Origin of the sequence: Myxococcus sp. CA039A, from assembly GCF_013336645.1 — a bacterium.
GTDB classification, from domain to species: Bacteria; Myxococcota; Myxococcia; order Myxococcales; family Myxococcaceae; genus Myxococcus; species Myxococcus llanfairpwllgwyngyllgogerychwyrndrobwllllantysiliogogogochensis.
Map to the genome: position 1 here is coordinate 1 of NZ_JABUMQ010000224.1, position 18,902 is coordinate 18,902.

Sequence of the window (18,902 nt, forward strand, 5' to 3'; positions counted from 1 at the left end):
GCCTCGTTCCCCTTCTCAGGAGAGTACCCACTTGCCCCAACCCCCTCCGCGCTCGCCGGTTCCGCCGACTGTCCGGACGTCTTCTCCCCCGTCTTCGTCCGCGACCGTCGTGTCTCGGGGCCCCGCGCCGGGCTACGGGCAGCGGAGCGGTCCCTCGGGCGGTGGTCGTCCGGGTGGCCCGGGTGGTCCTGGTGGACGTCCCGGTGGTCCGGGCGGTCCGGGTGGGCGTCCCGGTGGTCCGGGCGGTCCGGGTGGACGTCCCGGTGGTCCGGGCGGTCCGGGTGGGCGTCCCGGTGGTCCGGGCGGTCGTCCGAGCTATCCGTCGTACCAGAGCCAGAGCACGCGTCCCGGCCAGGGGCCGGTGCGTCCCAGCTCCGCTCCTGGAGCGCAGGCCTCCGCGGGTGGCACCGCCGCGCCGCAGGGTCCCACCATCATGGTGGGCGGTGTGCCGCACGCCCAGGTGTCTCCGACGGGCGGTCAGGCGCGTCCCACGGCCACTCAGGCCGTCGTCATCTCGCGCCCGCTCATCCAGGTGCGTCGGGTCACCCCCACGGCCGGCCAGGCGAAGCAGTACCCCATGGCTCCGGGCCGCGCGGGCATCCCCGAGCGCCGTGAGTACAAGGTGGTTCCGGACCATCTGGGCCGGGGCCGCGAACTGGTGGACGTCTCCAAGAACAAGGAGCGTGGCCAGCGCAAGCGCACCAGTGGCGATACGACCAGCGTGTCCAAGCAGGAACTGACGGACATGGTCTGGGGCCGCGTCACCATCCCCATCCGTGGCAAGAAGAAGAAGCCCACGAAGAAGGGCGCCAAGACGCAGATCACCCAGATGGCCGAGGAGAAGAAGGTCATCAAGCTGCAGGAGGGCATTTCGGTGTCCGACCTGGGCCAGCGCATGGGTATCCGCAGCGCGGAGCTCATCAAGAAGCTGATGGCGCAGGGGAAGATGGCCACGGCCAACCAGCTGGTGGACGCCGACACGGCGGAGACCATCGCCAGCGACTACGGCTGGAAGATCGAGCGCGTGGGCTTCGAGGTGGAAGACTACCTGCCCGAGGTGGAGGCCCGTCCCGAGGACGAGCGTCCGCGTCCGCCGGTCGTCACCATCATGGGCCACGTCGACCACGGCAAGACGAGCTTGCTGGACGCCATCCGCAGCGCCAACGTGGCGTCGGGCGAGGCGGGCGGCATCACCCAGCACATCGGCGCGTACAGCATCACCACCGCGCGGGGTGACGTCACCTTCCTGGATACGCCGGGTCACGAGGCCTTCACGTCCATGCGCGCCCGCGGCGCCAACGTGACGGACATCGTGGTGCTGGTGGTGGCCGCCGACGACGGCGTGATGCCGCAGACGGTGGAGGCCATCAAGCACGCGAAGGCGGCGGAAGTCCCCATCGTCGTCGCCATCAACAAGATGGACGTACCCGGCGCCAACCCGGACCGCGTGAAGAAGGACCTGGCCGCCCACGAGCTCGTCCCGGAAGAGTGGGGCGGCGACACCATCATGGTTCCCGTCTCGGCCAAGACGAAGCAGAACCTGGACCTGCTGCTGGAGAACCTGGCGCTGCAGGCCGAGGTCCTCGAGCTCACGTCCAACCCGAACCGCCCGTCGGTCGGCGCCATCATCGAGGCCAAGCTGGACCGCGGCCGTGGCCCGGTCGCCACGGTGCTGGTGCAGGAAGGCACGCTCAAGCTGGGCGACGCCGTCGTCACCGGCTCGCACTACGGCCGAGTCCGCGCGATGAACAACAGCCGCGGCGAGATGGTGAAGGAAGTCAAGCCGGGCTACTGCGCGGAGGTCATCGGCCTGTCCGGTGTTCCCACCGCAGGCGACGCCATCAACGTGGTGGCGGACGAGAAGGCGGCCAAGCAGATCGCCGAGCACCGGAACATGAAGGAGCGGCAGACCGAGCTCGGCAAGGTCAGCCGTGAGTCCCTGGAGCAGTTGTTCGCCAAGACGAAGGCGGGCGGCGGTCCCAAGGAGCTGCGCGTCGTCATCAAGGCGGACGTGCAGGGCTCGGCCGAGGCCGTCAAGCAGGCCGTCCAGAAGCTCTCCACCCACAAGGTCAAGGTGGAGGTCGTCCACTCTGGAGTGGGCGCCATCACCGAGGGCGACGTGATGAGGGCGGCCGCCTCCAAGGGCGTGGTGCTCGGCTTCAACGTCCACCCGGAGTCGGGTGCGGAGGCCGCGGCCAAGGCTCAGGAAGTCAACCTGCAGAGCTACACCATCATCTACGAGCTCATCGACGGGGTGCGCTTGGAGATGGAGGGCCTGCTGGAGCCCATCCGCACGGAGAAGAAGCTGGGCCGCGCGGAGGTCCGCAACACCTTCAACGTTCCTCGCCTGGGCACCATCGCCGGCGCGGCGGTGTTGGATGGTGTGATGAAGCGAGGCGCCATCGTTCGCCTCATCCGCGAGAACAAGCAGCTGTTCGCCGGGAAGATGGCGTCGCTGCGGCGCTTCAAGGACGACGTCAAGGAGGTCGCTCAGGGCTTCGAGTGCGGTATCGGCATCGAGAACTTCAACGACCTCAAGGCCGGCGACATCATCGAGGCCTACGAGATCGAAGAGACCCGGCAGAGCCTCACCTAGTCTTCCGCCGCGTGTCCTCTCGCCCCCGGGAAGGCCCCACCTTCCCGGGGAGGTTTCGCCCTGGGGGCCTCGCGCAGTCGCCAGGTCCCCCGGGGTCGGGGGATTGGCATGTTCGTAGGTGTCGCACGTCTGACCCTCCAGATTCCGGACAGCGGCTCGCTGAAGTCCAAGCGACAGGTGTTGCGCCGGGTGACGGACCGGGTGAAGGCCCGCTTCAACGTTGCCGTGGCCGAGGTGGACGACCAGGACCTCTGGCAGAAGGCCTCGCTTGCCCTCTCGGTGGTGGGCAATGACCGCCGCCACGTGGACGAGCAGTTGGAGAAGGTCATCCACTTCATCGAGGAGATGTACGTGGCCCCGCTGATGGCGCGGGAGACGGAAATCCTCGCCTTTGGAGATCAGCTCTTCGCCGCGGGCAACACCGCGGATTCCAGGGCCCCGCGGTCCGCTCTGGACGACGAAGACGAAGCACCGCTGTCGCCGGAAGCGGCGGCGGCCCAGTCGGAGGCGGCGATCGCTCGCTTCCTGCGGGGCGAGCGGGCCTCCCTGGCGGAGGCCGAGGGGTTGGGTGAGTGGGAGCGCCGTCATGACGGCGACAACGACGGCGACCCCGGTACGGGTCGCCCGTCACCGTCGGGCGGTGGACGGATGACGCTGGACGAGGCGCGGGTTCGAGCCCGCTCCCTGCGCAACCCGCGAGACTGGGAGAAGAAATGACGACGCATTCCCGACCCGAGCGAGTGGGGCAGGAAATCCAGGTGGCCATCGGCGACCTGCTGACCCGGGGCGAGCTGAGAGATCCGCGCATCGGCTACATCACGATTACCGGGGTGAAGGTCTCCCCGGACCTGCGTGTGGCCCGTGTCTTCTATTCGATGATTGGCACGGCCGAGGAGCGCTCGGACACGCAGAAGGGGCTGGAGGCGGCCAAGGGCTTCGTGCGCCGCCACGTCACGTCGGCCGTCAACCTGCGCGTGTCGCCGGAGATCTTCTTCTCGTTCGACGAGTCCGTGGGCGAGGGGGACAAGATCGACCGTCTGCTTCGCGAGGTCCGGAGCAAGGAAGGCTGGTAGTTCCAGCCCCGGGCCCACAATATTGGCGCGACATGGACGGCGTCCTCGTCATCGATAAGCCCTCTGGCCCCACGTCCTTCGACGTGGTGCGACAGGTGCGCTCGCTGTTGAAGATCAAGAAGGTGGGCCACACGGGGACGTTGGACCCCATGGCCACCGGAGTGTTGCCCCTGTGTCTGGGAGAGGCCACCAAGGTGGCTGGCTTCATCACCGAGGGCGACAAGGCCTACGACGCCACGGTGCGCCTGGGGGCGGAGACGGACACCCAGGACGCGCAGGGGCAGGTGACGGCGCGCGCGCCGGTGCCCGTGTTGACGCCCGCACTCCTGGAGGCCTCGCTGTCGCGCTTCCGGGGGAGCTTCGACCAGGTCCCGCCCATGTATTCGGCGGTGAAGGTGGCCGGCAAGCGCCTGTACGAGCTGGCCCGCGCGGGTGAGGAAGTGGAGCGCGCCGCCCGCCACGTGACGGTGTACGAACTGGTGCTGCGGGACTTCTCCGCGGACCGGCTCCATCTGTCCGTGCGCTGCTCCAAGGGCTTCTTCGTGCGCACCCTGGCCTTCGACCTGGGACGGGTGCTCGGCTGCGGGGCACACCTGGAGGCGCTGCGGCGCACGGCCAGCGGGCCGTTCCCCCTGGCTCGCTCGCTGCCGCTGGCGGACGTGCCTGCCCTGCTGAAGGACGGGACGCTGGCCTCACGGCTGGTGCCCATCGCCGAGGCCCTGGTCGACCTGCCCGAGGTGCGGGTAGGGGCCGACGACGCCAAGCGCGTGTCGCACGGCGTGCCGGTGGAGGTTTCTCCCTCCTCGCTGCGCCCAGGGAGGCTGCGCGTGACGGGCCCCGACGGCGCGCTGCTGGCGGTGGCGGAGGGCGTGGGCGGACGGCTGCGGTACCTGCGAGTGCTCGTCTAGGCCCGGCTGCCCCCTGGCTGTGCGTCTTCACACGCTCCACCCCCTGTGAGGCGCACGGGCAGGCGTCCAAGGTTGACCCTGGGTAGGGTGAAGCTTATAAGCCCCCCGCTCGTTAGAAGTGGAGCATGAGACCCGGTCTGTACCCCTCCGCGGACCTGGGCGACTCAAGTGGAATCACTCCGGAGCGGGGTACGAAAGACGAGAATCACATGTCGCTGCATCAGGAGCGCAAGTCGGAGCTGGTGACGAAGTTCAGGACCCACGAGACGGACACCGGGTCCCCTGAAGTGCAGGTGGCGCTGCTGTCCGAGCGCATCAACCAGCTCACCGAGCACTTCAAGACGCACAAGAAGGACCACCACTCCCGCCGCGGTCTGCTGAAGCTGGTCGGTCAGCGTCGCCGGCTTCTGGACTACCTGAAGTCGAAGGACGTCACCCGCTACAAGAAGCTCATCGAGAGCCTCGGCATCCGCAAGTAGGCATCTCGGCAGGACCCGGGGCGCTGGTTCAACCAGCGCCCCGCGCGTTTCAGACGTTGAAGTGGCAGCAGAGAAGCAGTTGAGAAGCGGTGGGTGGTGGCGGGCGAGGGAGTGGTGCCGACGGAGGTTTTGGTTTCCGTTCGGACCGGCTGACACGGTTGTCGGCCGGTGCGATCAGGGATCAAAAGTTCCGAGACATCCCTCCGGCGCTCCGCAAGCGCCCTTCCGCAGTACAGGCTGGCGGTTGCCTGTCATGTGCCTGTTTCGGGCCTTGGCGACCGCTCATACACCCCGAGGGCCCTCCCGGGGTGCCAGGTCCCTTGCGGGCCAGGTGCGTGCGGTGGGGTCCTCGCCCGAAGAATACCGAGGCAAGGACATGCTGAAGAAGAGCGTCAAGATTGGCGAGAGCGAGCTGAGCATCGAAGTGGGTCGTCTGGCCAAGCAGGCGGATGGCTCCGTGGTGGTTCGCTATGGCGACACCATGCTGCTCGTGACGGCGGTGAGCGCGCGGGAGAAGAAGGACATCGACTTCCTGCCGCTGACGGTGGAGTACCAGGAGAAGCTGTACTCGGCGGGCCGCATCCCCGGCAGCTACTTCAAGCGCGAGGGCCGGCTGACGGAGAAGGAGACGCTGGCCTCCCGCGTGGTGGACCGCTCCCTGCGTCCGCTGTTCCCGGAAGGCTACGCGTACGAGACGCAGGTCATCGCCAGCGTCATCTCCGCGGACCCGGAGAACGAGGGCGACGTGCACGGCATCACCGGCGCCTCCGCGGCGCTGTGGGTGTCGGACATCCCGTTCGACGGTCCCCTCGCCGGCATCCGCGTGGGCCGCGTGGGCGGTCAGCTGGTGGCCAACCCCACCGCGAAGCAGCGTGAGCAGAGCGACCTGGACCTGGTCATGGCGGTCAGCCGCAAGGCCATCGTCATGGTGGAAGGCGGCGCGGAAGAGGTGACCGAGGCGGACATGGTCGCCGCGCTGGACTTCGGCTTCCAGGCCGCCCAGCCCGCGCTGGACCTGCAGGACGAGCTGCGCCGCGAGCTGAACAAGACGGTTCGCTCGTTCGACAAGCCGGCCACCGTGGACGAGGGCCTGCGCTCCAAGGTGCGTGAGCTGGCGATGAACGGCATCAAGGCCGGCTACGCCATCAAGGAGAAGGGCGCCCGCTACGAGTCGCTCTCCAAGACGAAGAAGGAGACCATCGCGAAGCTCAAGGAGCAGCTCGCCGAGGCCTACTCCCCGCTGGTGGAGAAGCACGCCAAGCAGGTGGTGGAAGACCTCAAGTACGAGCACATGCGCGAGATGACGGTCAACGGTGGCCGCATCGGCGACCGCGGTCACGACGTGGTCCGCACGATTACGAACGAAGTGGGCGTGCTGCCGCGCACCCACGGCAGCGCGGTCTTCACCCGTGGCGAGACGCAGGCGCTCGTGGTGGCCACGCTGGGCACCAGCGATGACGAGCAGCGGCTGGAGATGCTGGGAGGCATGTCCTTCAAGCGCTTCATGCTGCACTACAACTTCCCCCCGTTCAGCGTGAATGAGACGAAGCCGCTGCGCGGCCCGGGCCGTCGTGAAATCGGCCACGGCGCGCTGGCGGAGCGCGCGCTGCGCAACATGGTGCCCAAGAGCGAGTCCTTCCCGTACACGGTTCGCCTCGTGTCGGACATCCTCGAGTCCAACGGCTCCTCGTCCATGGCCTCCGTGTGCGGTGGCACGCTGGCGCTGATGGACGCGGGTGTCCCCATCACCTCGCCGGTGGCCGGCATCGCCATGGGTCTGGTGAAGGAGGGCGACAAGATCGCCATCCTGTCGGACATCCTCGGTGACGAGGACCACCTGGGCGACATGGACTTCAAGGTGTGCGGCACCAGCAAGGGCATCACGTCCATCCAGATGGACATCAAGATCACCGGCCTCACCACGGAGATCATGAGCCGCGCGCTGGAGCAGGCGCGTCAGGGCCGCATCCACATCCTGGGCGAGATGCTCAAGACGCTGGCGCAGCCCCGCAAGGAAATCAGCCAGTACGCGCCCCGCATCACCACCATCCAGATTCGTCCCGAGTTCATCAAGAACGTCATCGGGCCGGGCGGCAAGGTCATCAAGGACATCATCGCTCGCACGGGCGCGGCGATTAACATCGAGGACTCCGGCCGGGTGGACATCGCCAGCGCGAACGGCGAGGCCGTGAAGGCCGCCATCGCGATGATTCAGGCGCTGACCCGCGAGGCGGAAATCGGGAAGATCTACACGGGCACCGTGCGGAAGATCGCCGAGTTCGGCGCCTTCGTGGAGCTGTTCCCGGGCACCGACGGCCTCATCCACATCTCCGAGCTGTCCGACAAGCGCGTCAAGAGCGTCTCCGACGTGCTGAGGGAGGGCGACGAGGTGCTGGTGAAGGTCGTCAGCATCGACAAGACGGGCAAGATTCGCCTGTCGCGCAAGGAGGCGATGGCGGAGCGCGCGGCGACCCAGCAGCAGGGTGCCGCTGACGCTGTCGCCGCGCAGCCGGCCCCCGAGGCCACCCAGCCCGACGCGAAGGCCTGATTGACGCCTCGCTCCCGGGTCTCCTCACGAGGTCCGGAGTAGCTCCAACGCCCCCTTCCGCCTCCGCGCGGCAGGGGGCGTTTTCGTTTTGGCGGGCGCTGGCTTAGACCTGGAGCTGGGGGCCGTGCGTTGGAGGTGCGAGCCCCGCCTTCTGGAGGCCCCGTTGCCGCCCCGCCCGCCGCCCGCCGGACCCTCGACTTCCACTGGCTTCGTCACCGACGTCTCGCGCCTGCTGGGCGCCTTCCGGTGGGCCTTCATGCCCCTGGGGTTGCTGGCCCTGGTGGCGGTGGGCGTGCACGCGGCGGCGGACACGCTGGATGACCGGCTGGTGGCGGTGGTGGACCGCGTGGACGCGGCCTTCGACGGACTGGTGGGCCGCTACGACGTGACGGCCCCCATGGTGGAGTGGGTGTCGCTGGAGCTGCGCACGCGCATCGCTCGCATCCTGGCCCTGACGTGGGAGCTGGCCGCGGACCTGGTGCTGGCGCTGCCTGCCCTGGGCTACCGCGAGGCGACGGCGGCCGCCGTGAAGCCCGCGGAGTCGTGGCGCGCGGCGCTGGAGGGGCAGGAAGCAAAGCCTTCGTGGCGCGCGCTGTGGCAGCGCTGTCTGCGCCAGCCCACGCCCATGCGCTGGCTGCGCCCCCTGGCCACCGCGGCGGTGGTGGTGGCGGGCGCGTGCACGGTGGCGAAGCTGATGCAAGGCACGGTGTACCTGTCCTGGCGCGAGCTGATGGGGGACCAGGTCGCTGACTGGGGCGCGAGGGGCCTGGCGGTGGGGGCGCTGGTGGGCGTGTTGGCCACGCTCGGGTGGCGCGCGGTGCTGCGCAACCTCCAACACGCGGACGCGGCCTGCGCACAGGAGCGCGGCCGACGGGCCTTCACCCGAGGCCTCCTGGGTTGCGCGGTGGTGGTGCCGCTGGCACTGGCCGCCGTGCTGGACGCCACTCCACTCGTTTCCTTCCTGCGCTGAGGACCGCCATGTTCCCGAGCCGCGCCAGGGGGCTGCTGGACTTCTGCATGGCGGTGCTGTGCGTGTGGACGGCGTACCACCACACGCCCGCGGGCGCGCTGGTGCGCAAGGCCTCCGCCTGGGCCTTCTCCTCGAAGAGCACCGCGCGGCCCCTGCTGGCGTACTACGACGGCATGACGGGCACCTCGCTGGCCGCGCCCATGCTGGCGCCCGAGGTGTCCCTGGTGCGTCCGCTGACGGATGCGGAGTCGCTGGCCTGGGGCACGCACCTGGCAGTGAAGGGCCTGGACGCGCGAGCGCGGGAGCCCTTCGCCGCGCTGGCCCAGGAACTGGGGATTCCCATGGACCGGCTGTTGGACCCGGTGGAAGGGCCCGTCGCCGCGCGCAGGCTTCACGCGGCGCTCGAGGCGGACTTCCCCCGCGAGGAGGCGCGCCTCACGGCCCTCTTCGTCGGCCGCATCCCCGCGCGTTATGCCCAGGAGCGCGTGGTGGCGGAAGGTGGCGCGCCGACGCTGGAGTCACTGAACCGGCAGCTTCCTCCGGGTTTCGAGACGGCCTCGGTGGGCGCGGCGCAGGCGCTGGCGTTGTCCACCGCCTTCGGGCTCGCGTGGCCCGTGTCGGAGAGCGCCCGGGTGACGAGCCCCTTCGGCGAGCGGCACCACCCCGTGCTGGGAATGCGGCGGATGCACACGGGCGTGGACCTCAGCGTGCCCACCGGGACGGCGGTGTCGGCCGTGGCGGAGGGCGTGGTGCGGCGCGCGAGCGAGGACGCGGTGAATGGCCGCGTCCTGGTCCTGGACCATGGCCGTGGCGTGACGACGGCGTACTGCCACAACTCGGAGCTGCTGGTCCGGGTGGGCGAGCGGGTGGAGCGCGGACAGCTCATCGCCCGCTCCGGCAACACCGGGCGCTCCACGGGGCCCCACCTCCACTACCAGCTGGAACTCGCCTCCCGGCCCATGGACCCCCTCAAGTTCCGCGCCTCCGTCCGCGCCGTGTCCGGCGATTCCTCGCGCTGAGGATTCCAGCCAGGGCTCGAAGTCCGGGAGCGTGCCGAGTCTGGGGGCTTGCCGGGCTGTCGTCGCTTTCGCGGACTACCTGTGACGTTGGAGCAGGAACTGGAGACGGTGCAGGGGTGTGGTACATCGGCGCCATGGCCTCGTCCCTCACCGTGCAGGTGCGCCGCGTGCGTGCCCATCCGGAGCCCTTGCCGCTTCCCCGCTACGAGACGGAACTCGCCGCCGGGCTGGATTTGAGAGCGGACATCGAGGGGGAGCGGGTGCTCGCGCCGCTGGCGCGGATGGCGGTTCCCACGGGCCTCGCGCTGGGGCTCCCCCCGGGCTACGAGGGGCAGGTACGACCTCGCTCCGGGCTGGCGCTGCGCCACGGAATCACGCTGCTCAACTCCCCCGGGACGGTGGATGCGGACTACCGGGGGGAGGTGCAGGTCATCCTGGTGAATCTCTCCAGCGAGCCCTTCACCCTGCGTCGGGGCGACCGGGTGGCCCAACTGGTGGTGGCGCCGGTGACGTCCGCCACGCTGGAAGAAGTGGAGGTCCTCGACGCGACGTCGCGGGGGGGGAACGGCTTCGGTTCCACCGGCCGGTAGCGCGAGAGCCGACGGCATCGTTCCTTGATGACAGGGGAGCGTGCAGAATATGAGGCCGGACCGCACCCCCGCTCGCGGTCCTCCTTCGACCGGCCCCTGGAGTCCGACTGCTTTGCTCTGCTACCGCTGCGGCAGCCACGTCCCCGAGACGACCGACACCTGTCCCACCTGCGGGATGAAGTACGACGCGGCCGCGCGACAATCGGCCGGTGTCGTCCGCAAGCGCGGCCTGGAGGGCGCCCCCTACAAGCCAGGGGACGTCGTCGCAGGCCGCTACGCCATCCAGGAGGTGGTGGGCTCCGGCCCCATGGGCTTCGTCTTCCGCGCACAGGACGAGGAGATCGACGTCGAGGTCGCGCTGAAGACGGTCCACCCGCGACTCGTCCAGCAGCCCGAGGAGCGCACCCAGTTCTCGTTCTCCATGCGGGTGGGCAAGAAGCTCAACCACCCGAACCTGCTGCGCGTCTACGAAGAGGGGCTCGACGGTGAGCGGCCCTTCTTCACCATGCAGTTGCTGGAGGGGATGACGCTGCGGCGGATGATGGAGCAGCGCGCCTCGCGCGGGCAGCTCTTCTCGCTGAAGGACGTGGAGCCTCTGCTGGCGCAGATGGCGGCGGCGCTGGACGCGGCCCATCGCTTCGGCCCCCACTCCGACCTCAAGCCGGAGAACGTCATCGTCCTTCCGGACCTGCTGAAGGTGACGGACTACGGGCTCGGCCTCGCCGTGCCGCAGCTTCCCTTCGTCCAGGCGCAGAAGGGGCATCGCGCGGATATCTACGTCGCTCCCGAGTACGTGGCGGGCGGTGAGCTGGACACGCGCATGGACGTGTACTCGCTGGGCGTGGTGATGGGGGAGATGGTCGCGGGCCTCGTGCCCGTCGAGGGCGTGGTGCCCGGGTTGACGTCGCTGCACCCGGACCTGCCCACGTCCTTCGAGGCGCTCTACCGGCGCGCGCTCAACATCAACCCGCTGGCCCGTCCGAAGACGGCGGGTGAGCTGCACGCGGAGTTCGCCAGCATCCTCGCGCGCGCCCCCGCGGCGGTCGCCACGCACGTGCGCGGCGTGCCGCCTCCCGCGGGCTCGGCGCAGGCCGCCGCGGTGCGGATGTCCGCGCGTCCGCCGCCTCCGGTGCCCACGGACATGATGCCGGTGCCCACGGGCATCGTGACCTCGGCGCCGAAGCCTTCCGCGCCCGTCGAGGAGGAGCCGCCTCCGCCCGATGCCACGCAGCCGCTCGACGCGGCGACGCTGGCCGCCATCATCGGCGCGAACCCCGGCGCATCCCAGCACCTCACGGAGCAGGCGCTGCCGTTCATCACCGCGTCCGCCGCGCGGGCCGCCATGGATTCCCCTCAAGGTGGGCGCTCGGCTTCCGAAGCGTCGGCGAAGGGACGGGCTGCCTCGGAATCGTCGCAGGGGGGGCGTTCCTCCAGGGGAGCCTCCGAGCCCGCTCACGGTGGGCGCCTGCCCCCCGAGCCCGCTCGTGCGGGTGGGCCCGCGCCGCGTGCCTCCGGACCGATGCCGGCTGCTCAGCCGCGCGCGGCGCCTCGGGCCCAGGAGTCGGACGCGGGGCAGGAGCCGGCCCCTGCTGTTTCCGGTGCCCGCTCGGCGCGCGCGTTGGAGTCCTCGCCTTCGGCCTCCGGGCCTCGGCCCATGTCGCGGACATTGGATGCTGCGCCCGCGGTGCCGGTGCCGGCCATCCGCACGGCGCGCACACTGGAGTCGCCCGCGGTGTCGGGGGCACGCACGGGGCCTCGCTCGCTCGACTCCCCTCCTTCCATGTCGGGCGCTCGCACGTTGGACTCGCCCATGACCTCGGCGGCGCGCTCGGCGCCTCGCATCGCGCCCACCCACCGGGCCACGCGTCCGTCGAAGTCATCGGCCTCCCGCCGTCGCTCGGCGTTCATCTGGATGGTGGTGTTGACCGTGGGCGGGCTCGCGCTGGGGGCCGGTGGCGGTTACCTGTTGCTGCGCTACCTGCGCTCGGCCCAGCGGACAGCGCCGGTGGTGCCCATGGGAGGGCCGTCCGCCCGCCAGGCGGCACCGGAAGCCAACGCTCCTCCCCTCGTCGCGCTGGCGGGAGGGTGTCCCGATGGCATGCGGGTGGTGAGTGGCGGGTACTTCCGCCGGGGAAAGGCGCGGGACGACGACGAGGGGCAGGTGGAGGAGCCTTTCGAGGAAAGCATCCAGGTGGACTCCTTCTGCATGGACGAGTTCGAGTACTCGAACTCGAACAAGCGGGGAGGGAGTCCTCGGGTGGAGGTGACCTGGGAACAGGCGCGCGGGCTGTGTGAGGCCGCGGAGAAGCGGCTCTGCACGGAAGAGGAGTGGGAGAAGGCATGCAAGGGACCGGGCAACGCGCGCTACGCATACGGCGACGATTACGTTCAAGGCGCGTGCAATACGAAGGTCTCGCTCCAGGAAACGCCTCCCACGGTCGCCCCCTCCGGGACGTTCACGCAATGCGTGTCACGGGGTTATGGCGTGGCGGACCTCTCCGGGAACGTGGCGGAGTGGACGAGCACCCGCGTCCCCAACCGGGGTGTCGTGCAGAAGGGCGGCTCGTTCAACGACTCGCAACTCGCCTCGAGGTGCAGCGCGCGCGCCTTCATCGCTCCAGAGAAGACCGCCCTCTCGGTCGGCTTCCGGTGCTGCGCGAGCGTGAAGCCATGAGCTGGCGGACCCTCGCGCTCCTGCTCCTGCTGGTGCCGGTGGTAGCGGGGGCTCAAGGGGCCGCCCGTCCCCGCGTGGTGGCGGTGAAGTCCGCCAACCTGGCGCCCTATGCCTCCGTCATCGCTGGCTTCGCCGCGGAGGCGCGCGCGGAGGTGCAGGAGATGACGCTGGACGAGAGTCCCGGCGCCGCCGCGCGCATCTTCAAGAAGCTGGCGGCCCAGAAGCCCGCGTTGGTGCTGGCCCTGGGGCCGCTGGCCGCCAACGCCGCGCGCCGCTCCCTGGGTGAGGACATCCCCGTCCTCTTCGCCATGGTGCCGTACTTCGAGAAGTACGGACTGGAAGGCCCCAACGTCACCGGCATTTCGCTCACCAGTGACCTGGGGCCGGAGCTGGAGGCGCTGCTCGCGGTGGCGCCCAAGGCCCGGCGCGTGGGCATGGTGCATGACCCCCGCTTCTCCGCCAGCACCGTGACGCAGGCGCAGACGTCCGCCGCGTCCCGGAGCCTGTCCATCCTCCCGCTGGAGGTGGACTCACCGGGGAAGGTGGAGAAGGTGCTGGAGGGCGCCGCGGGCCGCGTGGACGCGCTGCTGATGGTGGCGGACAAGACGGTGGGCAACGCCGCCGTCGTGCAGCAACTCATCGCCTTCGCGCAGGCGAAGCGGCTGCCGCTCGTGGCGCTCACGCCCAGCCAGGTGAAGGAGGGCGCGTCCCTCGCGCTGTCCCCCAGCCCCATGGCCATTGGCCTGCAAGCAGGGCGGCTGGCCAATCGCATCATCCACGAGAAGATTGACCCGGGGGCGCTGGCGGTGGCGCAGCCAGAGGGGTTGGACCTGTCCATCAATCTCACCACCGCCCGGAAGTTGGGTCCGTCCTCCGAGTCCGTGCTGGAGCTGCTCCGGTTCGCGGCGCGGAAGGACTTTGCCGTGAAGGTCTACGAGTGATTCCGCGATACAGCCGACAGGAGATGTCCAACCTCTGGAACGACGTGGCCCGCTTGCGCCGGTGGCGCGATGTGGAACTCGCCGCGCTGGAGGGCATGGTGGAGGCGGGGCTGGCCCCGCGTGAGGCGCTGGAGGACTGCCTCCAGAAAGCCGGAGACTTCACGCCCGCGGATGCCGCGCGCATCGACGAAATCGAGCGCACCACCAAGCACGACGTCATCGCGTTCCTCACCTTCATGGAGGAGCGGGTGGGCCCCAGCGCCCGCTGGCTGCACCTGGGAATGACGTCCTCGGACGTGCTGGACACGTCCCTGGCGATGACGCTGCGCGACGCCGTGGACCTCATCCTCCAGGACATGGAGCGGGTGATGGCGGCGGTGGAGAAGCGCGCCTTCGAGCACAAGCACACGCTCCAGATGGGCCGCAGCCATGGCATCCACGCGGAGCCGGTGACGTTCGGCCACAAGCTGGCCATCTGGTACGACGAGCTTCGCCGCGCCCGCACGCGCCTGCTGCACGCGCGGGAGACCATCGCCACGGGCAAGATTTCCGGCGCGGTGGGCACGTTCGCGCACCTGCCTCCGGCCGTGGAGGAGCACGTCTGCAAGAAGCTGGGCCTCAAGGCCGCGCCCGCCTCCAGCCAGGTGGTGCAGCGTGACAGGCACGCCGAGTACTTCACGGCGCTGGCGCTGTTGGGCTCCAGCATCGAGAAGTTCGCCGTGGAGATTCGCCACCTGCAGCGCACCGAGGTGCGCGAGGCGGAGGAGCCCTTCACCGCTGGACAGAAGGGCTCCAGCGCGATGCCGCACAAGCGCAACCCCATCCTGTCGGAGAACCTCACGGGACTGGCGCGCCTGTTGCGCGGCTACGCGGTGAGCGCCATGGAGGACGTGGCGCTCTGGCACGAGCGGGACATCTCCCACTCCTCCGTGGAGCGCGTCATCGGCCCGGACGCCACCATCCTCGCGGACTTCATGCTGGTGCGCTTCGCCCGGCTGATGGAGGACCTGCGCGTCTACCCGGAGCAGATGAAGAAGAACCTGGAGCTGCTCGGCGGCGTGGTGAACTCGCAGCGGCTCCTGCTGGAGCTGGCGCGCAAGGGCATGGACCGGCAGGCCGCCTACGTCATCGTCCAGCGCAACGCGATGAAGCTCTACGAGGAGGGCGTGGACTTCCGGCAGGCGCTGCTCGCGGACGAGGACCTGCGCAAGATGATGACGCCCGAGGAGATCAACGACTGCTTCTCCCCGGGCTACCACACGCGGCACATGGACGACGTCTTCCGCCGCGTCTTCGGCCGGAGCGAGTAGCTCACGGCCGTCCCGCAGGCTCGCTGGGAGGGCTACTTCAGGTAGCCCTTCTGGCGCAGGTTCCGTTCGATTCGCGCGTGCACGTCGCCCGGTTCGAGCGCGAGCGTCGTCCCCGTAATCTGCTCGAAGGCCGCCACGTACTTGGTGGCCAGCTCCACTCGGACGTCATCGGGGATGGGCGGAGGCGTGCCCTGACCGGAGAAGTTCCGCTCGCGGATGAGCCACTGGCGGATGTTCTCCTTGTCGAGCATGCGCTGGTCCTCGCCCTTGGCGAAGCGGGCCTCGTACTCGTCCGCCACCCAGTAGCGGCTGGAGTCCGGGGTGTGCATCTCGTCGATGACGTAGAGGTCGTCGCCCACCTTGCCGAACTCGTACTTGGTATCGACGAGGATGAGGCCGCGCGTGCGCGCCCACTTCTGCCCTTCCGCGAACAGTCCGCGCGCCGCCTCGGTGATGCGTGCCCAGTCGCGAGCGCTGGCCAGGCCTCGCGCGAGGATTTCCTTCTCCGAGATGGGCTCGTCGTGCAGCCCGTACTCCGCCTTGGTGGACGGGGTGATGATGGGCTCGGGGAAGGCCGCGTCCTTGCGCATGCCGGTGGGGAAGGGCAGGCCGTAGGCGGTGTGCGTGCCCTTCTCGTAGTCGCGCCACAGGCTGCCGGTGAGGTAGCCGCGGATGACGACTTCCACCGTGAAGGGCTGGCAGGCGCGCGCCACGGTGACGTTGGCGTCCGGCACGTCGAGCACGTGGTTGGGGCAGATGTGCTTCGTGCGCTCGAACCAGAAGGCCGCGAGCCGGTTGAGCACCTCGCCCTTGAAGGGGATGGTGGTCAGCACGTGGTCGAACGCGGAGAGCCGGTCCGTCGTCACCAGGACGAGCGTGTCGCCGCTCCGGTACGTGTCGCGGACCTTGCCGCGGTAGTGCTGGCCGAGCCCCGGCAGATTCGTCTGCTGGAGCGTGTGGGGGAGCTGAGCGTGAAGAGCGGAGGTATTCACTGGCGCCTCGCGGCCCGCCCCTCTGGAAAGTGGGGCACGGCGAGAGAAGGGTGGGCCTGTTGCTGAGGCGCGGGACTCTACTGGAGCGTGGCCGGCATGGAAGCAGGACCGTAGGCCGCCGCCAGGTAGAGGAACGCCGGGTTGACGCGCAGGATGCCGTCCACGTAGGCGACCGCATAAGGCGCCCCGGACGCCCGGTCCACCTGGACCGCGCTCTCCGGATGGATGCCCCAGTGCGCGAGCAGCGTGCGGGCCACCAGCTCCGCGGCTTCTCGCTCGGACAGTCCCTGCAGGCTCTCCCGCCGGTCTTCCGGCCAACGCTCGGCCGCACGGGCTTCCAACACCAGCTCGATGCCCTTGCCCGCGTCCGGCGCCTGGAACAGGTCCATGCGCGAATCGAAGCCTGGCGCGGCGAGCAACTCACCGTGCTGGCTGATGGGGAAGAGCACCAGCGCTTGCGCCGCCTGCCCGGCCTCCAGGTCCGACTGACGGGCCACCTCGCGGAACATCTCGAGGCGCGTCGCGGGGGACTCGAACTCCAGGAACTCTGGCGGATGCGACAGCGCCTGACGGGCACTCATGGTCGCGCGCACGGGCGTGCCCGCACCGCCACAAGCGGTGAGCACGGAGACGAGCGAGAGGAGCAACCCAGGGAGCCAGCGACGCATACGGGCGGGAATATACCGATCTGCTTCAGGATCAACCAGTGAAACTCGGAGGCATGCGTCCTGAGGAGCATCTCGCCTCTGTCCCGCACCTGACACACTCACAGACACCCTGGATGCGGAGGTCCGCGTCATGGCCCTCTGGTCCTTTTGGACCCGGCCACGTGCTCGGCTCGCGGCGCGGAGCGGCTCGACGTGAAGGGTGACGCAGTGTTGGCGGGCATGGCCGTGACGGAAGGCTCGGCCCGAGGGCTGCGTGTACGTGGCTGGCACCCCATCTCGCACCTGACTCCACGGGCTGGAGCGGACGGTGATGCGGGCGAGCGCGGACCCGAGGCGAGGCGGAGCGGTGGCTCACGGCCTTCAAGCGGTGGGTCGCGCGGTGGCGCGGGGCACCTCTCCCTGAGGATTCAGTCAGGGAAGAGAAGACCCCGGCGCCGCTGCGAGTACGACGGCGGGGACTTAAGCCGCGTCCTTCTTGTACGTCTCGCCGTGGTGCTTCTCGCACAGGCCGGCCTTGAACGTCTTGATGCGGCAACCGTCCTTGGAGCAGGTGCGGTAGCGCGAGTGGGGCAGGTCGCCCTGGCGCCACTGCTTGAAGTGGAAGAAGCAGTAGCTCTTGGCGCGGTAGGGGCGCTTGCAGCCCTCCACGGTGCAAGCCTTCTTGCCACTGCCCTTGGCGGTGCGGGGCCAGTGGGTGAGCTTCTTCTGGGTCGTCGGGGTGGCCTCGGCCATTGTGGAACCTCTCCTGCGAAACGATGCGGGTACCTCGGCGCCACGAGCACGTGGACCATCCGCCGGGTACGAAAAAGGCGCACTGTCTAGCGCCCATGCCACCCGAACGCAAGGAGACGCCGGAAGACCGGTGTCCGCGCGGGTGTCAAGGCGCCGGAGCGCCGTCCTCGGAACCCGGGGCGTTCGGCTCGACTTCCGGGGCCGTGGGAGGGAGCGTCTTTGCTCGGGGAACGGGCGACAGCAGGTCGTCCAGTACGGACTGCGCCCGGGTGGGCCGCCGCCCCTGCCGTCGGGAGGCCAGGGTGGGCGCGGGGGGCTGCTCGCTCGGCATCTCCTCCAGGCGGACCTTGAGCCGCATCGGCTTGCCCAGCCGGTGGATGCGCAGCCGCACGTCATGGCCCACGCCCCGGGCGGCCACCTGCCAGCGCAGGGTGTGAGCGCGCCGCACGCGCCGCGTGTCGAGCCCGATGATGACGTCGCCGTGGAGCAGGCCCGCGCGCTCGCCCGGACCGCCCTCCACCACCTCCGTCACCACCACGCCCTGGCCCTGGCCCAGGTTGAAGGCCTCGGCGACCTCGGGCGAGTAGTCCTGCACGCTGATGCCCAGCCAGCCCCGGCGCACGCGCCCGTGGGCCCGCAGCTGCGGAATCACCGTCTTGGCGATGTCGATGGGGATGGCGAAGCCGATGCCCTGGCCCGCCACGTTGACGGCGTTGGCCACCGCCACCACGTCGCCGTGCAAGTCGAGCACGGGGCCCCCCGAGTTGCCCGGGTTGATGGAGGCGTCCATCTGCATGTAGTCGAAGTCGCCGTCGCGCCCGTTGGGCGTCACGTCCGTGCGACCCATGAAGCTGACCACGCCCACCGTCACGGAGTGGGAGAGGCCGAACGGGTTGCCGATGACGACAATCCAATCCGCCGAGCGCACGTGCGACGCGGACGCAAGCCGCAGCACGGGCAGCTTGCGCGGGGCGTCGATTTTCAGGAGCGCGCAGTCGGTGCGGGAGTCCTCGCCCACCACCTGCGCGACGTACTCCTCGACGTAGCCGCGCGGGTGCATCACCGAGATGACGACCTCCGACGCGCCCTCCACCACGTGAGCGCTGGTGAGGATGTAGCCGTCGGCGTGGATGATGAAGCCGGAGCCAATGCCCTTCTGGGGCTCCTCGCCCGACACCGACGCTTCGTCAGTCAGTTGTCGGGTGGTGATGGAGACCACCGACGGCATCGCCTTGCGAGCCACGTCACTCAGCGTGGCCCGCTGGTTGTCCAGCGAACGGTTCTGGGCTTCGAGCCACAGACGTCCGCGCCCGCGCCCGGCGGCCTGCGCTGGGGTCGCCAGCGCGCACACCAGCGCGGTGAGGATGACGACACTCTTGATGAAAGGCGCCCTGCCCATGCC

General features: G+C 69.6%; 16 protein-coding genes. 12 read left to right on the top strand and 4 right to left on the bottom strand.

All coding sequences use genetic code 11. The features are described 5' to 3' along the window. The 12 genes from infB to purB form a co-directional block, all read left to right on the top strand. A partial coding sequence (gene infB / locus HR086_RS31110; protein WP_254626547.1) for a translation initiation factor IF-2 occupies positions 1–2,596 on the top strand: 2,596 nt, incomplete at its 5' end. A 108-nt stretch (positions 2,597–2,704) separates the two neighbouring features. Beyond that, entirely contained in the window at positions 2,705–3,313 is a 609-nt protein-coding gene (locus HR086_RS31115) for a DUF503 domain-containing protein (protein ID WP_174458114.1), read from the top strand. Next, complete coding sequence (rbfA, locus tag HR086_RS31120) at positions 3,310–3,669, top strand: 30S ribosome-binding factor RbfA (protein WP_141644243.1); 360 nt, start codon at positions 3,310–3,312, stop codon at positions 3,667–3,669. Before HR086_RS31115 ends, rbfA begins: the two co-directional genes overlap by 4 nt. Positions 3,670–3,701: 32 nt before the next feature. After that, entirely contained in the window at positions 3,702–4,577 is an 876-nt protein-coding gene (gene truB, locus HR086_RS31125) for a tRNA pseudouridine(55) synthase TruB (RefSeq protein ID WP_174467454.1), read from the top strand. A 209-nt stretch (positions 4,578–4,786) separates the two neighbouring features. Continuing rightward, positions 4,787–5,056 carry a 30S ribosomal protein S15 gene (gene rpsO / locus HR086_RS31130; RefSeq protein ID WP_141644273.1) on the top strand — a complete coding sequence of 90 codons (270 nt, stop codon included), beginning with the start codon at positions 4,787–4,789 and terminating at the stop codon, positions 5,054–5,056. A 376-nt stretch (positions 5,057–5,432) separates the two neighbouring features. Continuing rightward, entirely contained in the window at positions 5,433–7,604 is a 2,172-nt protein-coding gene (gene pnp, locus HR086_RS31135; RefSeq protein ID WP_174458112.1) for a polyribonucleotide nucleotidyltransferase, read from the top strand. Positions 7,605–7,767: 163 nt separating this feature from the next. Continuing rightward, a complete protein-coding gene (locus tag HR086_RS31140) occupies positions 7,768–8,574 on the top strand; it encodes a hypothetical protein (protein ID WP_141644246.1) in 807 nt (268 codons plus the stop codon). 8 nt (positions 8,575–8,582) lie between these two features. Continuing rightward, the gene (locus tag HR086_RS31145; protein WP_174467455.1) at positions 8,583–9,593 is read left to right on the top strand and encodes a M23 family metallopeptidase; all 1,011 of its coding nucleotides are present in this window, start codon (positions 8,583–8,585) and stop codon (positions 9,591–9,593) included. A gap of 134 nt (positions 9,594–9,727) precedes the next feature. After that, positions 9,728–10,183 (top strand): dUTP diphosphatase, encoded by a 456-nt coding sequence (dut, locus tag HR086_RS31150; protein WP_174458137.1) that lies wholly within the window; start codon positions 9,728–9,730, stop codon positions 10,181–10,183. A 112-nt stretch (positions 10,184–10,295) separates the two neighbouring features. Next, on the top strand, positions 10,296–12,857 hold the full coding sequence (locus HR086_RS31155) for an SUMF1/EgtB/PvdO family nonheme iron enzyme (RefSeq protein WP_174467456.1): 2,562 nt from the start codon (positions 10,296–10,298) through the stop codon (positions 12,855–12,857). Continuing rightward, entirely contained in the window at positions 12,854–13,798 is a 945-nt protein-coding gene (locus HR086_RS31160) for an ABC transporter substrate-binding protein (protein WP_174458109.1), read from the top strand. Before HR086_RS31155 ends, HR086_RS31160 begins: the two co-directional genes overlap by 4 nt. After that, positions 13,795–15,108 (top strand): adenylosuccinate lyase, encoded by a 1,314-nt coding sequence (gene purB, locus HR086_RS31165; RefSeq protein ID WP_141644250.1) that lies wholly within the window; start codon positions 13,795–13,797, stop codon positions 15,106–15,108. The genes HR086_RS31160 and purB overlap by 4 nt, the downstream gene beginning before the upstream one ends. A gap of 32 nt (positions 15,109–15,140) precedes the next feature. Here the strand turns inward: purB and HR086_RS31170 are convergent, their stop codons facing one another. The 4 genes from HR086_RS31170 to HR086_RS31185 all read right to left on the bottom strand — a co-directional run bounded on the left by HR086_RS31170 (position 15,141) and on the right by HR086_RS31185 (position 18,899). Continuing rightward, the gene (locus tag HR086_RS31170; RefSeq protein WP_174458108.1) at positions 15,141–16,100 is read right to left on the bottom strand and encodes a phosphoribosylaminoimidazolesuccinocarboxamide synthase; all 960 of its coding nucleotides are present in this window, start codon (positions 16,098–16,100) and stop codon (positions 15,141–15,143) included. Between the two features lie 77 nt (positions 16,101–16,177). Beyond that, entirely contained in the window at positions 16,178–16,768 is a 591-nt protein-coding gene (locus HR086_RS31175; RefSeq protein WP_141644252.1) for a hypothetical protein, read from the bottom strand. Between the two features lie 459 nt (positions 16,769–17,227). Next, positions 17,228–17,500, bottom strand: coding sequence for a vegetative protein (locus HR086_RS31180; RefSeq protein ID WP_141644253.1), 273 nt, complete (start codon positions 17,498–17,500; stop codon positions 17,228–17,230). A 145-nt stretch (positions 17,501–17,645) separates the two neighbouring features. Continuing rightward, complete coding sequence (locus HR086_RS31185) at positions 17,646–18,899, bottom strand: S1C family serine protease (RefSeq protein ID WP_174467457.1); 1,254 nt, start codon at positions 18,897–18,899, stop codon at positions 17,646–17,648. Positions 18,900–18,902: the final 3 nt, after the last annotated feature.